The following is a 14,356-nucleotide window of genomic DNA, read 5'->3' as shown; positions in this document are numbered from 1 at the left end:
TCAGGCCTCCTTCTACGGACCGTCAGGCCATCACGTTGACGACGGACTGGAAGTCGGACGGGCTGGGGTACCAGTAGGGCCAGTTGGTGCAGCTGTAGCCGACGATCGAGCTGTGCATGAGGCTCGGCGGGTTGCAGACGCCGTTGTCGTCGGCGAGGCCGAAGACGTGCCCGAACTCGTGGTTGATGAAGGCCCGCCCCACGTTGTCCAGGCGTCCGCCGGAGCTGAAGACCAGGTAGACGTAGGCCCACTGGCTGTCGTAGTGGCCGTGGGCCGCGTCCCACACCGGGTTGTCGTGTACGACGCAGTTGTAGTAGCCGGTGGGCGCGCCGCAGAAGCGGCTCCAGTCCCAGCCGTAGTGGACCTCGATCTCGATCGTGCTCCGGGTCGAGGCCGGGTACGCGGTGCAGTTGCTGTTGGTCGCCCACAGGTCGATGCGCCAGTTGCCCGTGCCGTCCCAGACCTTCCCGGCGCCCATCTCGGTCAGGGTCTGCTTGACGAAGGTGCGGGCACTGCTGTGGCTCACCTTGGCCGTGTCGGTGGACTCGACGCAGAACTGCTCGTCGTTGGCGCCCGCGGAGGTGCCGGACGAGGCGTAGTGCATGTTGTGCAGGTGGCGGGTGGAGGAGGGGTTCGGGTGGGAGGCGTGGGCCGGGCCGGCGGGTGTCAGCAGCGCGGCGAAGAGGACGGCGGCCCACATCGCGGGCACCCAGGCCGGCAGCCGTTCCCCGGTGGTTCGATCGGACACGGGAGATCTCCTTTCCCTGATCGAGTGCCGCGAAGATTCCCAACCGTCGATCTATCTTTGGTATATGCGCCCCGGTACGCTGCGATGACATGGCTGGTCGACTGACCTTCGGGCTGCTCGGACCGGTGCAGATCCGGTCGGACGGCCAGCCGGTTCCGGCCGGGCCGCCCCGACAGCGGGCGGTGCTCGCCGCCCTGCTCCTGCACGTCAACCGGATCACCCCGGTCGACGACATCGTCGACCTGCTCTGGGGCGACGAGCCGCCGCGCACCGCCCGCAAGAACGTCCAGCTCCACGTGTGGCGGCTGCGGCAGCTGGTGGGTGACCGGTTGGCGTCCGACCCGCCCGGCTACCGCATCACCGTCGACCCGGACGACCTCGACGTGTCCCGGTTCGACATCCTGCTGGAGTCCGCCCGCGCGGCGGTCCGCGCCGGTCCGACCGGACGGGCCGCCACGCTCTACCGGTCCGCGCTCGACCTGTGGCGGGGCGCTCCCCTGGCCGACGTGGCCGGGCTGGGCGGCTTCGGTGGCAGCGTCGCCTGGCTGGACCGGCGGCGGCTGTCGGCGTACGAGGAGTACGTCGACGTCGAACTCGACCTGGGGCGGCACGACGAGATGCTGGCGGTGCTGGACCAACTCGTCGCCCGGTACCCGCTGCACGAACGCTTCGCCGAACAGCAGGTCATGACGCTGCACCACCTCGGTCGGCGCAGCGAGGCCGTCGACGCGTACCGGCGTTACCGGCGGGCGCTGGCCGACGAACTCACGATGGAACCCGGTCCGGTGCTGCGCCGGCTCGCCGAGCTGGCCCGCCAGCCGACACCGCCCGCCGCCGTCCCGGCCCGGCCCCCCGCGACTGCCGTCCGGGAACTACCCCACACCGCCCCGGTGCTCGTCGGACGCGACCGGCCCCTCGCCGCGCTGACCGCCGCGCTGACCACCGGGCCGCGCCACCGGATGCCGTTGTACGTGGTCACCGGCCCGGCCGGGGTCGGCAAGTCGGCGCTGGCCGTGCAGGCGGCGCACCGGGTGGCCACCGCCTTCCCGGACGGGCAGCTCTACGTCGACCTGCGGGGCGCGACGGCCGGCGTGTGCCCGCTGCCGCCGCACAGCGCGCTGGGCCGGTTCCTCCGGGTGCTCGGGGTGGCCGAAACGGCGATCCCCACCGACGTGGCCGAGGCGTCGGCCGCACTGCGTTCCCTGCTGGCCGGGCGGCGGGTGCTGCTGGTGCTCGACAACGCGCACGACGCCGGCCAGGTACGGCCGTTGATCCCGGCCGGTGACGGCTGCGCGGTCCTGGTGACCTCCCGGCGGAAGCTCACCGACGTGGACGGGGCCACCCACCTGGAACTCGACATCCTCGCCGAGGCCGACGCCGTCGACCTGCTCCGCCGGCTCGCCGGTGACGCGCGGGTGGACGCCGAGGCCGACACCGCGGCCCGGCTGGTCCGCCGCCTCGGCGGGTTGCCCCTGGCCGTCCGGATCGCCGGGGCCCGGCTGGCCGCCCGACCGGCCTGGAGCCTCGCGACGCTCGACGACCGCCTGCGCGACGAGCACCGCCGGCTGCACGAGCTGCGCCAGGGCGACATCGCGGTACGCACCAGCTTCCTGGTCAGCTACCAGCACCTGACGCATCCGCTGGCGCCCCGGCTGTTCCGGCTCGTCGGTGCCGTCGACAGCGTGGACGTCACCGGCGAGGTGGCCGCCGCGCTGCTCGACGTCGACCTGCCCCCGGCGCTCGACGCGCTCGACGAACTTGTCGACGCGCGCCTGCTCGACGAGACCACCGCCGGACGGTACGCCATGCACGACCTGATCCGGCTCTTCGCCCGCGAACGGGCCGCCGAGGAGCCGGAGCCGGTACCGACGGCGGCGGTGCACCGGATGCTCGCCCACCACCTGGAGCGGACCCGCCAGGCGTTGGGCCTGCTGCGTCCGGGCACCCGGGTGCCGACGGTCGCCGGCCCGTCCGCCTTCGACGACGCCCCGGCGGCCCTGGCCTGGTTGTCCGCCGAGCGACCGAACCTGGTGGCGGGGGTCGTCCAGGCCGCCCGGGCGGAGGCCACCGCGCGGGCCGGCGTCGACCTGGCCGACAGTCTCTTCCTCTTCTTCGAGATGCGTGGCCACGTGGACGACTGGATCACCGTGGACCGGGCCGGGGTGGCCGCCGCCGAGCGGCTCGGCGACCCGGTGGCGCAGGCCAGGCTGCTGCACGACCTGGCGGTGGCCCACTTCCACCGCAACCGCACAGACGAGGCGACGCACCTGCTCCGGCGCAGCCTGGACCTCAGCGACGCGGCCGGCGACGACGAGGGGCAGGCCCGCGCGCTCAACCAGCTCGGCGTCCTGCACGGCATGGCCGGCGCGTACGACGAGTCGGCCGCCTGCTTCAAGCGGAGCCTGCGGCTGCGTCGACGACTCGGCGACCTGCGCTCCTGCGCCGCGACGACCGGCAACATCGGCATGGCGTACCGGCTCGCCGGACGCTACGAGGAGTCGATCCGGTTCTGCCGTACGGCGGTCCGCCTGGCCCGCCGCAGCAACGCCCCGGAGATCGAGGCCAACGCGTTGGGCAACCTGGGTGAGGTGCAGTGCCTGCTCGGTCGCCACCACTCCGCGCTGCGCTACCTGCGACGCGGCCTGGCCGTCGCCGGGGTGCCGGTCAACGAACGCAACCGGGGCAGCATGATGGGCACCCTGGCCGACGCCTACCTCGGCGCCGGCCAGGTCGACTCGGCGATCCGCTACGCCGAGCTGGCCGTGGCGGCGATGCGCCAGGCCGAGTTCCGGCACGGGGAGGCGGTGGCACTGCGCCGGCTCGGCCTGATGCTCTGCCGACATGGTGACGTCGACCGTGGGGTACGGCAGTTGCGGCTGGCGCTGGCCGTCTTCACCGACGTGGGCAGCCCCGAGGCCGACGAGGTCCGCGCCGAACTCCGCTCCCGCTTCGGCCTCCGCAACGACGACGTCCCCACCCCGTCCCCCGGCGAACGAGTCAATCGTGGACCGACTCCGTCCTGACAGGACGGTTACTGTCCAAGATCTCGACAGGCCCACGGTCGGGCCCCGACCCTGACCACCGATCCGGGTTCCGAAAGTTTCAGATCAGTTGGCTCGGCTCTCCACTCCTTCGGTAACGACGGAAGGGCCGCTGCCCCCGACCAGGTTCCCGGACAGGACTGCCGACCAGGTCGAACGCTCCCTGCGAGAACCCCGAGGCCGCGAGCAAATTTCCGTAACATTTCCGGAAGTTGTTGACTGGCCACGGATCCAGCCAATAGCGTCGCCATCGACAGCGCTGAATCACTGTCGACGCCACCACCCGCGACCCACCCTCCGGTCCTGCGGGACGACCGGCACACCCCACCACCTGTTGGTAAGCCGAGTGTCCGGCTGCCCGTACCTGGTCACCGAGCCGGCCGGGTCGCACCGCGCCGCTGGCCTCCCGCCAGCTGTCACGAGGAGGGAAGACGTACATGAACCACAGTTCGATCACACCGAGGAGGCGCGGGCGTCTCCGGCTGCTCCTCGGCGCCCTGTGCGCCGCCGTGCTCGCCGTCACCGGCACGGTGGTGGCCGCCCCCCACGCGTTCGCCGAGGCCGACCGGTACCTCAGCTCGAACACCACCGGCACGCACAACGGCTACTACTTCTCGTTCTGGAAGGACAGTGGCAGCGCCAGCATGACGCTGCGCGAGAACGGCCGGTACACCAGCAGCTGGGACAGGAGCACCAACAACTGGGTCGGCGGCAAGGGCTGGGCCACCGGCACCCGCCGGACGGTCAGCTACTCGGGCACCTACAACCCGGGCAACAACAACACCTACCTCGCCCTGTACGGATGGACGCGGAACCCGCTCATCGAGTACTACGTCGTGGAGAACTTCGGCAGCTACAACCCGAGCAGCGGCGCCCAGCGGCTGGGCACGGTCACCACCGACGGCGGCACCTACGACATCCTCCGCAGCCAGCGGGTCAACGCGCCCTGCATCGACGGCAACAACTGCACGTTCTACCAGTACTGGAGCGTGCGCCAGCAGAAGCGGAGCAGCGGCACCATCACCACCGCCAACCACTTCGACGCCTGGGCCCGCGCCGGCCTGAATCTCGGCACCCACAGCTACCAGATCATGGCGACCGAGGGCTACCAGAGCAGCGGCAGCTCCGACATCACCGTCTGGGAGGGCGGCGGCACCCCCACCACCGGCCCGACCAGTCCGGGCGGCAACTGCACCGCGGTGCTGTCCGCCGGCGAGCGGTGGGGCGACCGGTTCAACCTGAACGTCGCGGTCAGCGGCACCAACAACTGGGTGGTCACCCTCAACCTGAACGGCGGCCAGTGGATCCAGAACAGTTGGAACGCCTCGGTCAGCGGCACCAGCGGAACCATCACCGCCACACCGAACGGCAACGGCAACAACTTCGGAATCACGATCATGGCGAACGGCAACTGGACCTGGCCGACGGTCAGCTGCCGAACAGCCTGACCCGACCAGCTCCGTAACGGTGGCGCGGCGGCTCCGGCCGCCGCGCCACCTTCGCCCTGCGCACGTCGCACGTCACGCGCGGCGGTTCGTCACGGACCGCTGCTCCTCGCGCCCGCCCGGGGGCCGCCGGCACGGAAACTCGTCCGGTACGCCTGGGGCGAGACGCCCAACTCCCGGCGGAAGCTGTGCCGCAGGTTGCCGGCCGAGCCCATCCCGGTGCGGACGGCGATCTGCGCGACCGGCTCGTCCCCGGACTCCAGCAGCCGCTGCGCCGCCAGGATCCGCTCCCGCAGCAGCCACTGGTGCGGGCTCATCCCGGTGAGCCGGTGGAACCGCCGGGACAGGGTGCGGGGGCTCATGTGCACCCGGGCGCCCAACGAGCCCAACGACCACCGCTGGTCCAGGTGCTGCCGCAGCCAGTCGAGCAGGTCCGGCAGCGGATCATCCGGTTCCGGGCCGAGCGGCGCGTCGACGAACTGCGCCTGGCCGCCGCTGCGATAGCCGGCCAGCACCAGCCGGCGGGCGAGCGCGGCGGCGGCGTCCGCACCGAAGTCCCCGCGTACGACGTGCAGCGCGAGGTCCATCCCGGCCGACATGCCGGCGGCGGTGAGGACGCGACGGTCGTCGACGAACAGGGCGCGCGGCTCCACGGTCGCGGCCGGGAAGAGCGAGGCGAGCAGCGGTGCCATCGCCCAGTGCGTGGTGACCCGACGGCCGTCGAGCAGGCCGGCGTGCCCGAGCACGAACGCGCCGGTGCAGATCGACATGATCCGGGCCCCACGCCGGTACGCGCCCCGCAGGGTGGCCAGCAGCTCCCGCGGCGGGACCTCGTGTTCCCTCGTCCACCCCGGCACCACCACCAGGTCGGCCCGCTCCGCCTCGTCGAGCCCGCACCCGGCCTGGACGATGACCCCGCCGTCCAGCTCGACCGGCCCCGGCGTCAGCCCGCACGCGCGCGTCCGGTACCAGGAGCCGAACCGGTGGGAGTAGTCCACGCCGAAGACCTCGTTGACGGTCACGTAGTCGAAGCTGCCCCCGCCGGGGTACGCCAGCATGGCGACATCGAGCGGCATCGGGGCCTCCCACACCTCACACCTCGGCCACCCGCCTGCCGGCGGGCGCGGACTCCCGGCACCCCATCCTAAGAAGCCGTGCGGGTGGGTCCGGCGGTGAAAGCCGGCCAGGTATCGACAGGATCAGGTCGACCGCCCGTCGCGGGGCGGCCCGCGTACCGGTACCGGCCCTAGCGTCGCTGCCGAGACGCCGGGTGGGTCGCCTCACCCGGCACCTGCGGACGAAAGGTGCCACCATGATGGACGATTCCGCCGAGTTCGGACGACGGACGTTCCTGCTCGCCGCCGCAGCCGTGACGGTCGCCGGGCCGGCGGGCGCAGCCGTCCCGGCGGGCGCGACCGGGCCGGGGAGGGGATCGCGGGCGTCGGGCGCGCGGTCGGTCGGCGCGTACGAGGTGATCCCGTTGCGGGACGCGACCGGGACGTTCTTCCTCGACCGTCAGGCGGCGTTCCCGGCGGCCACGTCGGACGACTGGGAGCTGGCCCGGGCCGTCGACCCCGGCGCGTTCGGCCCGGGGGACGCCTGGCAGCTCGACTTCCGGTGCTACGCCGTTCGCGGGCCGCGAGGTCGGCTGACGCTTGTCGACACCGGGGTGGGGCCGGACGGCAGCCCGGCCGAGGGCTGGGCGCCGACTCCGGGCCGACTGCCGGCCGAGCTGGACCGGGCCGGCATCGACCCGGCGGACGTCGACACGGTGGTGCTGACCCACCTGCACGAGGACCACTTCGGCTGGTCGGTCGGGTTGGACGGCACGCCGGCGTTCCCGAACGCCCGGTACGTCGTCCAGCGCCGCGAGGTGGCCACCCTGCCCGACGGTGACGCGGCCCGGACGTACGTGGTCGAGCCGCTACGGGCCACCGGCCAGCTGCACGAGGTGGACGGGGCCAGTCGGCTGCACTCCGCCCGGGGGCGCGGCGGCTGCGTCCGGGTCGTGCCCACTCCGGGGCACACCCCGGGCCACCAGTCGGTCGTCGTCGAGGACGGCCACGACCAGGTGATCGTCACCGGTGACGTCCTGGTCCACGCCGTCCAGCTGGTCGACCCCGCCGTGGGCTACCGGTACGAGGCCGACCCGGAGGCCGCCCGGGAGACCCGCCAGCGGCTGCTCGACGAGGCTCGGGCCCGCCGCGCCGTGCTGGCCACCGCGCACCTGAACCAGCCCTGGACCGCACTCGGGTGAACCGGCCCCGCCGGGCTCCCCACGCCCGGCGGGCCGCCACGACTCCCCTTCTTTTCGTCGCCGTAAATACCCGCGCCCTCTGCCCGAATCGCAGGTCAGCGGGGAGATTCGGCCACGGGAAACCGGAACGGCCCAGGCGCTGATGTCGCGCCACCGAACCGCCCTCGACAGGGTTCCTCATGCACACTATCAGGAATCGACGGAAGGCTTGACGGATCACCTTAACGAAGCCTAAGGTATTGATCGCTGTGATCACCTGACGGAGCCGCGTAAATACGGGGGAACGGGTGCCCAATCTTAGGTTGTGGAAGTCCAGCGTAGGTCTCCTCTTCGACCGTAGGGCCGAAGCGGGGAAGCCAATGATCTTCCGTCCCAACCGCCCGTTGGATATCGATCCATCAGGCCAGGCCGTCCTCGACATAGAGGCGATCGCCCAGTGCGTGCGGAAAACCGCAGGAGCGCTCAGTGCGGCAGGGGTCCGTCCCGGTGACCGATTCGCCGTCTACAAGGACAACCACTTCGACTGCCTTCTGCTCGCCGCCGCCGGCATCCGGATCGGCGCTATTCCGGTGATGCTCTCCGGTTTGCTGCCCACCGACTCGACGCGAGCACTACTCCAGCGCGTCGAACCACGGCTGCTGGTCAGCAACAGACAACTCCTGGAAAACAGAGGAAGCGACGGAAGCTCACTCACCTCGTTCGCGGAACGGACCCTGTGCCTGGACGAGGGCGTACCGGACACGCTGGCCTTCGCGGACCTCTACGGCAGCACCGACCCGTCCCCCGTGGCGCGGCGTGACGACGAGCTGATGATGCTCACCCACACCTCCGGCACCACCGGCATTCCGAAGCTCATCATGTACACCCCGGCCAAGCTCCAGGGCCAGATGGCCAGGCTGGAATGCCGTCACCTGCCACCGATCACCTTCCATCGGAACGACACCGTGGCGATGTTCACGCCGTACGTCCACGCTCGCGCCTTCACGTGGATCTACTCGGTGCTGACCCTGTCCCCCACCAAGGTTCTCGTGATGAGCGACAGCGATCCCGAGGTCGTCGGCCCGTTGTTCCAGCAGCACCGACCCACGGTGGTCGAGGCGCTGCCGATCGACTATTTCCGGATGGAGGGGCTCGCCCGGGACCCACGCAATGACGCCTTCTCCTCGGTACGCATGTTCATCAACAACTTCGACGCGGTGCGGTGGGCGACGATCCGGCCGTACCTGAACGCCTCCCGGCACCCGTTCCCGCTCTGGCGGGAGGGGTACGGGCAGTCCGAGACCGGCGGCATGGGCATGACATTCGTCACCCGGCGAACGGCGAACATACGGCGTGACCAGCGACCGGGTCCCCGCAAGGTGGGTCGGCCGATGCCGGGGTTCGTCCAGCTCAAGGTCGTGGACCCGAAGACGTTCGAGCCGGTGCCGGACGGTCAACCCGGACTGGTGTTGGCACGCACCAGGGCACGGTGCGCCGGGTACTACCAGGAACCGGAACGCTGGAACGAAAAGGCCGTGGGTGAGTGGTGGAACACCGGTGACATCGGTATCAAGACCAGGACCGGCGCCCTGAAGCTCATCGATCGTGAGGTCAACTACGCGCCGGGGTTGAACTGCCTCGAACAGGAAGATGTCATCGTCGACAATCTGCCGGCAGGGCATGACGTGGCGCTGCTGCCGGTGTCCGACGGACCGCCCGTGCCGATCGTCGCCACGCCCGATGGCCAACTGGACGGAGAGCAGTGGCGGAATGCGGTACGTAAACTGCCCGAGCTCGCCGAGCCGATCGTGATTGCTTTCAAGGACATGCCCCGCACCGGAACGGGGAAAATCATCCGGGAGGAACTTCGCCGACGGTATCTGAACGGCGCCGCGCACCCGGGAACCGGTCGGTGGACCTGATGACGACAGCCGAAGGCGCGACCAACCAGGACGGAAACACACCGATCCGGCAAGGGCTCTTCGTCGTCGAACCCTTCACCGACGACTGTCGTCTGATCTGGGAGCAGCGACAGCACGCGGTCCTCGGGGTCAGCCCCGGAAACAGTTACTTCAACGTCGCCCGGCTGACCGACCTCCTGGGCTGGCTCTGTGCCGAGTTCGCCCGCGTGGATGTCGTCATCCCGGACTCGGCCCTGAAGCACACGTACCTCGCGCTCGGCTACGAACCGGACCGTGCGGACAAGAAGGCGCGCGGCGAGACCAACGTCCTGCGCAACCGGGTCGTACGAGCCTGGGAAAGCAGTGGTGGACCACGGGCGACCGACGGCTTGAACCGTATGTCGGACCTGGTGTCGAACGAGGTCTACCGCAGGAAGCTCGCGGAGTGCGAACAAACCCTGAACGAGGACGGCATCCTGTGGGAGACCTGCGCGGAGATGAGCAGGGACGTCCTCGCCGCCCGGGGGTACGACGGGCCGCTCGACACGGAACGCATCGAACGTGCCATGCGGTATCTCGTCGCCGAACTTCCGTTCTTCCTGGCCTCGGCCGACATCTTCGACGCTTCCTCGTCGCTGAACTTCTATCACCAGCGGCTTCCGTTGGCAGAACTGATCTTCTCCGGTAAGTCCCTGCTCCAGGCCTCACCGCGGCAGGCGTACGCCACCATCCACCCCGTTCCGTGACGACGGAACACCCGAAGGCAGACACCGTGGACGGTGGAGCCCGGAATGCCGGTCCGAGGTGCGCGCCTCGGACCGGCCGTGCGGGACAGGTCAGTAGTGGACGCGGGCCCGGATCGCCCGGTGGTCGGAGTAGCTGCGGTCCTGCCGGTCGGAGCCGGTCACCGCGATGTCGGCCTGGTCGCCTTCGGCGAAGGTGACGGTGTGCTCGGCGCCGGTCATGGGCATGCTGCCGTCGCCCCGACGGGCGAAGAGGACGTCGATGCGGTTGTCGCCGCCGACGGTCCAGTGCTCGTCGCGCAGGCACTGACGCAGCGCCGTCCCGCCGTCGACCCGTTCCGAGCAGTCGTCGAAGGCGGCGTCCCGATAGTTGTGCCGCCCGCCCAGTTGTCCGTTGGTGGTGGCGTACCAGCTCCGCCAGTCACCGTTGGCCTGGTCGGAGACGTTGGCGTCGCCGCCCCAGACGCGCAGGGCCCCGCCGATGCTCTCGACCTTCTCCACCGTCCGGGCGGCGTTCTCCGGGGCACAGGCCGGGCCGTCGCTGTTGCCGGTCGGCCAGTGGATGCTGCCGGCGGAGACGTACCTCCCCGCGATCTTGTCGTAGAGGCGGGCGGCCACGTTGATGGTGCGGTCCTGGTGGTTGGGAGCACAGGTGCCGCTGGCGTCCTCGGCCAACGACTGCCAGGTGAGCTGCGAACCCGCGACCATGTCGAACCGACCGATCCGCCAGATGATCGCGTTCGTCTGGTGGTCCTTCTCCGCGCCGCAGGGCGACTGCATCTGCTCCGGGTCCGGCTCGGCGAGGATGCCGGCGAACTCCCCGGCCAGCAGGGTGTTCATGCGGTCGAGGAGGGTGTTCAGCTCACCCGGCCCGGCGAGCTGCTGCACGAGGAACAGGTCCGGGCTGGTCTCGTAGGTCTTCATGTAGTAGATGAGATCCTCCCAGTCGCCGGGGCAGTTCACCGCGTCGACCGTCTCGAGGTTCTCGATGTTGTTGACGTAGACCTGGATGAAGTCGGGGTCGTTGTTGAGCTGTGCCCAGGCCAGGGCCGGGGACGGAACGGCGACGACGCCGGCGGTCAGGGTCACGGCGAGGGCGGCGGCGAGACGGGCGCGGAGTTTCACGGTCCTCCTCGGGGACGTGTCGCCGGGCCGCCGATGACGAACCGGCGGACCCGGCGAATGACTTCGACAGAAGTCAATGATGCCGTCCCGAGGCGCAACAGGAGCCGATTCTCAGGGCTTGAGTCGGGGCAGCAGATCCGTGACATCCCGGTGCCAGCCGCGCAGCTCGGCCAGCGTCGGGGCCAACTCGTACGTGTGGTGGTGCATGGCACGGGAGAGCCCGTGCCAGGCGGTCCGGGCGATCAGCGCCGTCTCGTCGCCGGCGAAGGCCCGCAGGGCCAGGAGCTGACGGCTCATCCGGCAGCGCCCGACGTTGACGTCGATGGTGCTCCAGTAGTCGCGCATCCCCTGTTCGAGGGCGACCCGGGTGAGGCAGGCACTGCCGCGCTGCCAGCAGCGACGCATGCTCGGGCGGGGGTTGACCAGCAGGTCGGCGGCCTGGTCGAGAAGGTGTTGTGGGGTCACGGCCGGCTCAACCTTCCCGCCACCCGACGCCCGTCGGCGACGAGCGTGTGCAGGTTCGGTACGGCGTTGCCGTGGGCGCCCCGGTTGACCTCCCGCACCAGCCGAACCGCTGCGGAGTCGACCTTGCGCAGCTCCACGTCCACCTCGTCGGTGCGCCGGTGGTCGCCGAGCAGAGCCAGCGCGAGCAGGGGCCGCAGGCCATCGGACTGCGCCTCGGCGATGGTGTCCTCGATGTCGGCGAAGGGGGTGCCGGCGCGCAGGCCGGCGATCCGGATCCGCTCGTGGCAGACGTACTCCAGGGCGTCGCGGATCAGGTTGCAGGCCACGGTGATCCGGGTCTGCTCCGACATGTCCTCGTCGTCGGCGATGCCCTGGGCGTCCTTGAGGTAGCGCTCGGCGGGGTCCTTGCCGGTGTCGACGGTGACCTGGGAGTGGTCGCGCCGGCTCACGGTGAGGATCCGGGCGTCGAGGCGCAGGTGCCGCAGGGCGGCGGGCAGCCGGTCGTCGTGGGTGAAGACGACGACCTGCCGGGTCGCGGCGACCCGGTGGAGCACCTGGGCGAGCCCGTGGACCTTCGCCGGGTCCATGGACTGCACCGGGTCGTCGATGACCAGGAACCGGAAGGGGCTCTCCGCGGTGGTGGCGCGGGGCAGGAACAGCGCCAGCGCGAGGGAGTGCAGTTCACCCTGACTCATCACGCTGAGGGCGGCGTCGGGCACTCCGTCGACCCGTACGTCGAGGTCGACCCGGCGGGCGGGGCCGCTGCCGGCCAGCCTGATCGCGTCGAGTTCGACATTGCTGTCCTGGCGCAGGGTGTTCCAGATGGCGGTGGCCTCGGCCGCGATCGGCCGGAGGCGTTCGGCGCGGATCGTCGCACCGATGGTCTTCAGCGCCTCGATCGCCTTCCTCAGGTCGGGAAGCACGATGGCGGCCTGCCGGCTGGCGCGCTCGATGTCGATCCAGGCACGGATCCGGTCGGCGACGGGCTGCCAGTCCTGCCGGCGGCGTTGAAGGGCTTCCCGGGCGGCGGCCCGGACCGGGGCCAGCGCGGCGGCGAGGTCGTCGAAGGTGGTGGGTGCCAGTTCGACGAGCATGGCCGGGTCGGTGTCGGCGGTCAGGTCATGCCAACGCTGCCATGCCTTCCGCAGTTCGGTGAGGTCGATCCCGTCCGGTCCGGGGTCGACGGTGAGCACCGGCGGCCGGCTGGGCACGGCCTGGCGTAGGGCGTGCCGGGCTTCGTGTCCGGCGCGGTGGGCGGCGTCGAGCTGCTCCGCGCGCAGGGTCAGCTCCCGTACCTGCGTGCGGGCCTGCACGGCCCACGCCTCGTCCAGGGTGCGACCCCCGCACACCGGGCAGGGCTGGTCGGGGTGGTTGTCGTGGTGGGCCAGCGCGGCGCGGAGCAGCCCGGCGAGCGCCCGTGCCTGTTCGGCCGGGGTTCCGGCCAGTTCGCCGACGTGGCGCAGCGCGGCACGGAGCCGGTCGGCCCGGGCGGCGAGGTCGTCCCGGTTCGGCAGGTCGAGCACGGCGAGCTGACGCAGCGGTACGACGGTCGCGTCGTCGTCCGGAGCGCCGCTGGTGGCCACCTCGTCGAGCGTGTCGAGATCGGCGGTGCGGCCGGCGAGGGCCTCCTCGGCGCGGCGGGCGCGCGGGTCGGGGTGTTCGGTGAGCAGTGCACGCAGCGCGGGGAGTTCCTCGGCGGCCCGCCTGCGCCGCTGGTCGGTGTCCTTCCGGGCGGCCTTCAGCAGCTTCTCGATCTCGGCCACCCGCTTGAGGCCGAGGATGCCGTCGAGGGAGTCGTGCATCTCGCTGGGCTTGCCGTTGATCAGGCCGCCGAGTTCGGAGTAGGACAGGAACGGCCGGTACAGCTCCAGGTGCCGGCTCCAGCCGAGTTCGGCGACGGAGGTGCGCTGCTCGCCGAGGAACTGGAGCGAGTCCGTGTGGTCGCCGAGGTCCGCGCCGGCCGTCCAGCGGCATTCCACGGTCGCGGGCTTGCGGTGACCGTCGACGTTGAGCCGGACCCGGATGCACGACCCGCCCTCGGTGTGCAGGTTGCGCCAGCCTTTCTTCCACACCGTGCTCCGCTCGGACCAGCGCTTGTTGTCGCCGGTGAGGGCGAACTCGGCGGCCTCGGCGAAGCTGGACTTCCCGGAGCCGTTGCGGCCGGTGACGATGGTCAGCCCGGGGCGGGCGGTCAGGTTGAGGGTGGCGGTGGTGCCGATGCCCCGGAAGCCGGTGACCTCGATGTCGGCGAGGTAGGTGCCGACCGGCCCGGAGTCGTCGGGGTCGGTGGGCGTGGGTCGGGGCCGCTGCGGGGGTGCGGCCCCGCCGAGCTGGTCGGCCAGGTAGGACTCGCCGAGCAGGGCGGCGACGATCAGGTTCTCGGCGGTTTCGGGCAGCGCGGCGTCGGCCAGTTGGTCGAGGACGAGCTGCCCGACGATGTCGGGGTCGTGGACGGCGGGATCGGACACGGGGTCCTCCGGTGGGGATGACGGGCCCGTTCGACGGGCCGGTGGGGAGGGAGTGCACCGTCGGGCACCCTCGACCAACGGTGAAAGCGACACTAGCAAACCTCTGCACTGAAAGCACTGTCAAATCGTTTACGCGGATCGACTCGTGTACAGTGCCACCGTCCCCGTACCCGAGTCGACAGGA

General features: G+C 70.9%; 10 protein-coding genes. 5 read left to right on the top strand and 5 right to left on the bottom strand.

Going from position 1 to position 14,356, the window contains the following annotated elements; all coding sequences use genetic code 11:
* Window positions 1–22 precede the first annotated feature (22 nt).
* Window positions 23–748, bottom strand: coding sequence for a hypothetical protein (locus tag IGA62_RS19105; RefSeq protein WP_145819488.1), 726 nt, complete (start codon window positions 746–748; stop codon window positions 23–25).
* Window positions 749–837: 89 nt separating this feature from the next.
* Between IGA62_RS19105 and IGA62_RS19100 the strand changes: the two genes are divergently transcribed.
* Both IGA62_RS19100 and IGA62_RS19095 read left to right on the top strand, forming a co-directional pair.
* Complete coding sequence (locus tag IGA62_RS19100) at window positions 838–3,771, top strand: AfsR/SARP family transcriptional regulator (protein WP_145819489.1); 2,934 nt, start codon at window positions 838–840, stop codon at window positions 3,769–3,771.
* A 455-nt stretch (window positions 3,772–4,226) separates the two neighbouring features.
* Entirely contained in the window at window positions 4,227–5,237 is a 1,011-nt protein-coding gene (locus IGA62_RS19095; protein ID WP_145819490.1) for a glycoside hydrolase family 11 protein, read from the top strand.
* Between the two features lie 89 nt (window positions 5,238–5,326).
* Here the strand turns inward: IGA62_RS19095 and IGA62_RS19090 are convergent, their stop codons facing one another.
* Window positions 5,327–6,310 (bottom strand): GlxA family transcriptional regulator, encoded by a 984-nt coding sequence (locus IGA62_RS19090; RefSeq protein WP_145819491.1) that lies wholly within the window; start codon window positions 6,308–6,310, stop codon window positions 5,327–5,329.
* A gap of 236 nt (window positions 6,311–6,546) precedes the next feature.
* On the opposite strand from IGA62_RS19090, the gene IGA62_RS19085 reads away from it, so the two are divergent.
* The 3 genes from IGA62_RS19085 (at window position 6,547) to IGA62_RS19075 (ending at window position 10,117) form a co-directional block, all read left to right on the top strand.
* Window positions 6,547–7,491, top strand: a complete 945-nt coding sequence (locus IGA62_RS19085) for an MBL fold metallo-hydrolase (RefSeq protein ID WP_145819492.1) — start codon at window positions 6,547–6,549, stop codon at window positions 7,489–7,491.
* A gap of 359 nt (window positions 7,492–7,850) precedes the next feature.
* Complete coding sequence (locus IGA62_RS19080; RefSeq protein ID WP_145819493.1) at window positions 7,851–9,392, top strand: class I adenylate-forming enzyme family protein; 1,542 nt, start codon at window positions 7,851–7,853, stop codon at window positions 9,390–9,392.
* Entirely contained in the window at window positions 9,392–10,117 is a 726-nt protein-coding gene (locus IGA62_RS19075; RefSeq protein ID WP_145822131.1) for a tRNA-dependent cyclodipeptide synthase, read from the top strand. Before IGA62_RS19080 ends, IGA62_RS19075 begins: the two co-directional genes overlap by 1 nt.
* 90 nt (window positions 10,118–10,207) lie before the next feature.
* Here the strand turns inward: IGA62_RS19075 and IGA62_RS19070 are convergent, their stop codons facing one another.
* The 3 genes from IGA62_RS19070 to IGA62_RS19060 all read right to left on the bottom strand — a co-directional run bounded on the left by IGA62_RS19070 (window position 10,208) and on the right by IGA62_RS19060 (window position 14,172).
* Entirely contained in the window at window positions 10,208–11,239 is a 1,032-nt protein-coding gene (locus tag IGA62_RS19070; RefSeq protein ID WP_145819494.1) for a hypothetical protein, read from the bottom strand.
* Between the two features lie 111 nt (window positions 11,240–11,350).
* Window positions 11,351–11,704 carry a hypothetical protein gene (locus IGA62_RS19065; RefSeq protein ID WP_145819495.1) on the bottom strand — a complete coding sequence of 118 codons (354 nt, stop codon included), beginning with the start codon at window positions 11,702–11,704 and terminating at the stop codon, window positions 11,351–11,353.
* On the bottom strand, window positions 11,701–14,172 hold the full coding sequence (locus tag IGA62_RS19060) for an AAA family ATPase (RefSeq protein WP_186499999.1): 2,472 nt from the start codon (window positions 14,170–14,172) through the stop codon (window positions 11,701–11,703). Before IGA62_RS19060 ends, IGA62_RS19065 begins: the two co-directional genes overlap by 4 nt.
* Between the last annotated feature and the right edge of the window lie 184 nt (window positions 14,173–14,356).

The organism is Micromonospora sagamiensis (assembly GCF_014680085.1).
GTDB lineage: Bacteria > Actinomycetota > Actinomycetes > Mycobacteriales > Micromonosporaceae > Micromonospora > Micromonospora inyonensis.
Note: the sequence above shows the minus strand (reverse complement) of the source record. Positions and strands in the feature narration are given on the sequence as shown.

Bases quoted from the DNA above. Each gene is read 5' to 3' on its own strand.
- IGA62_RS19080 (WP_145819493.1), top strand. From the start codon at position 7,851: ATGATCTTCCGTCCCAACCGCCCGTTGGATATCGATCCATCAGGCCAG.
- IGA62_RS19090 (WP_145819491.1), bottom strand. From the start codon at position 6,310: ATGCCGCTCGATGTCGCCATGCTGGCGTACCCCGGCGGGGGCAGCTTC.
- IGA62_RS19100 (WP_145819489.1), top strand. From the start codon at position 838: ATGGCTGGTCGACTGACCTTCGGGCTGCTCGGACCGGTGCAGATCCGG.
- IGA62_RS19095 (WP_145819490.1), top strand. From the start codon at position 4,227: ATGAACCACAGTTCGATCACACCGAGGAGGCGCGGGCGTCTCCGGCTG.
- IGA62_RS19085 (WP_145819492.1), top strand. From the start codon at position 6,547: ATGATGGACGATTCCGCCGAGTTCGGACGACGGACGTTCCTGCTCGCC.
- IGA62_RS19075 (WP_145822131.1), top strand. From the start codon at position 9,392: ATGACGACAGCCGAAGGCGCGACCAACCAGGACGGAAACACACCGATC.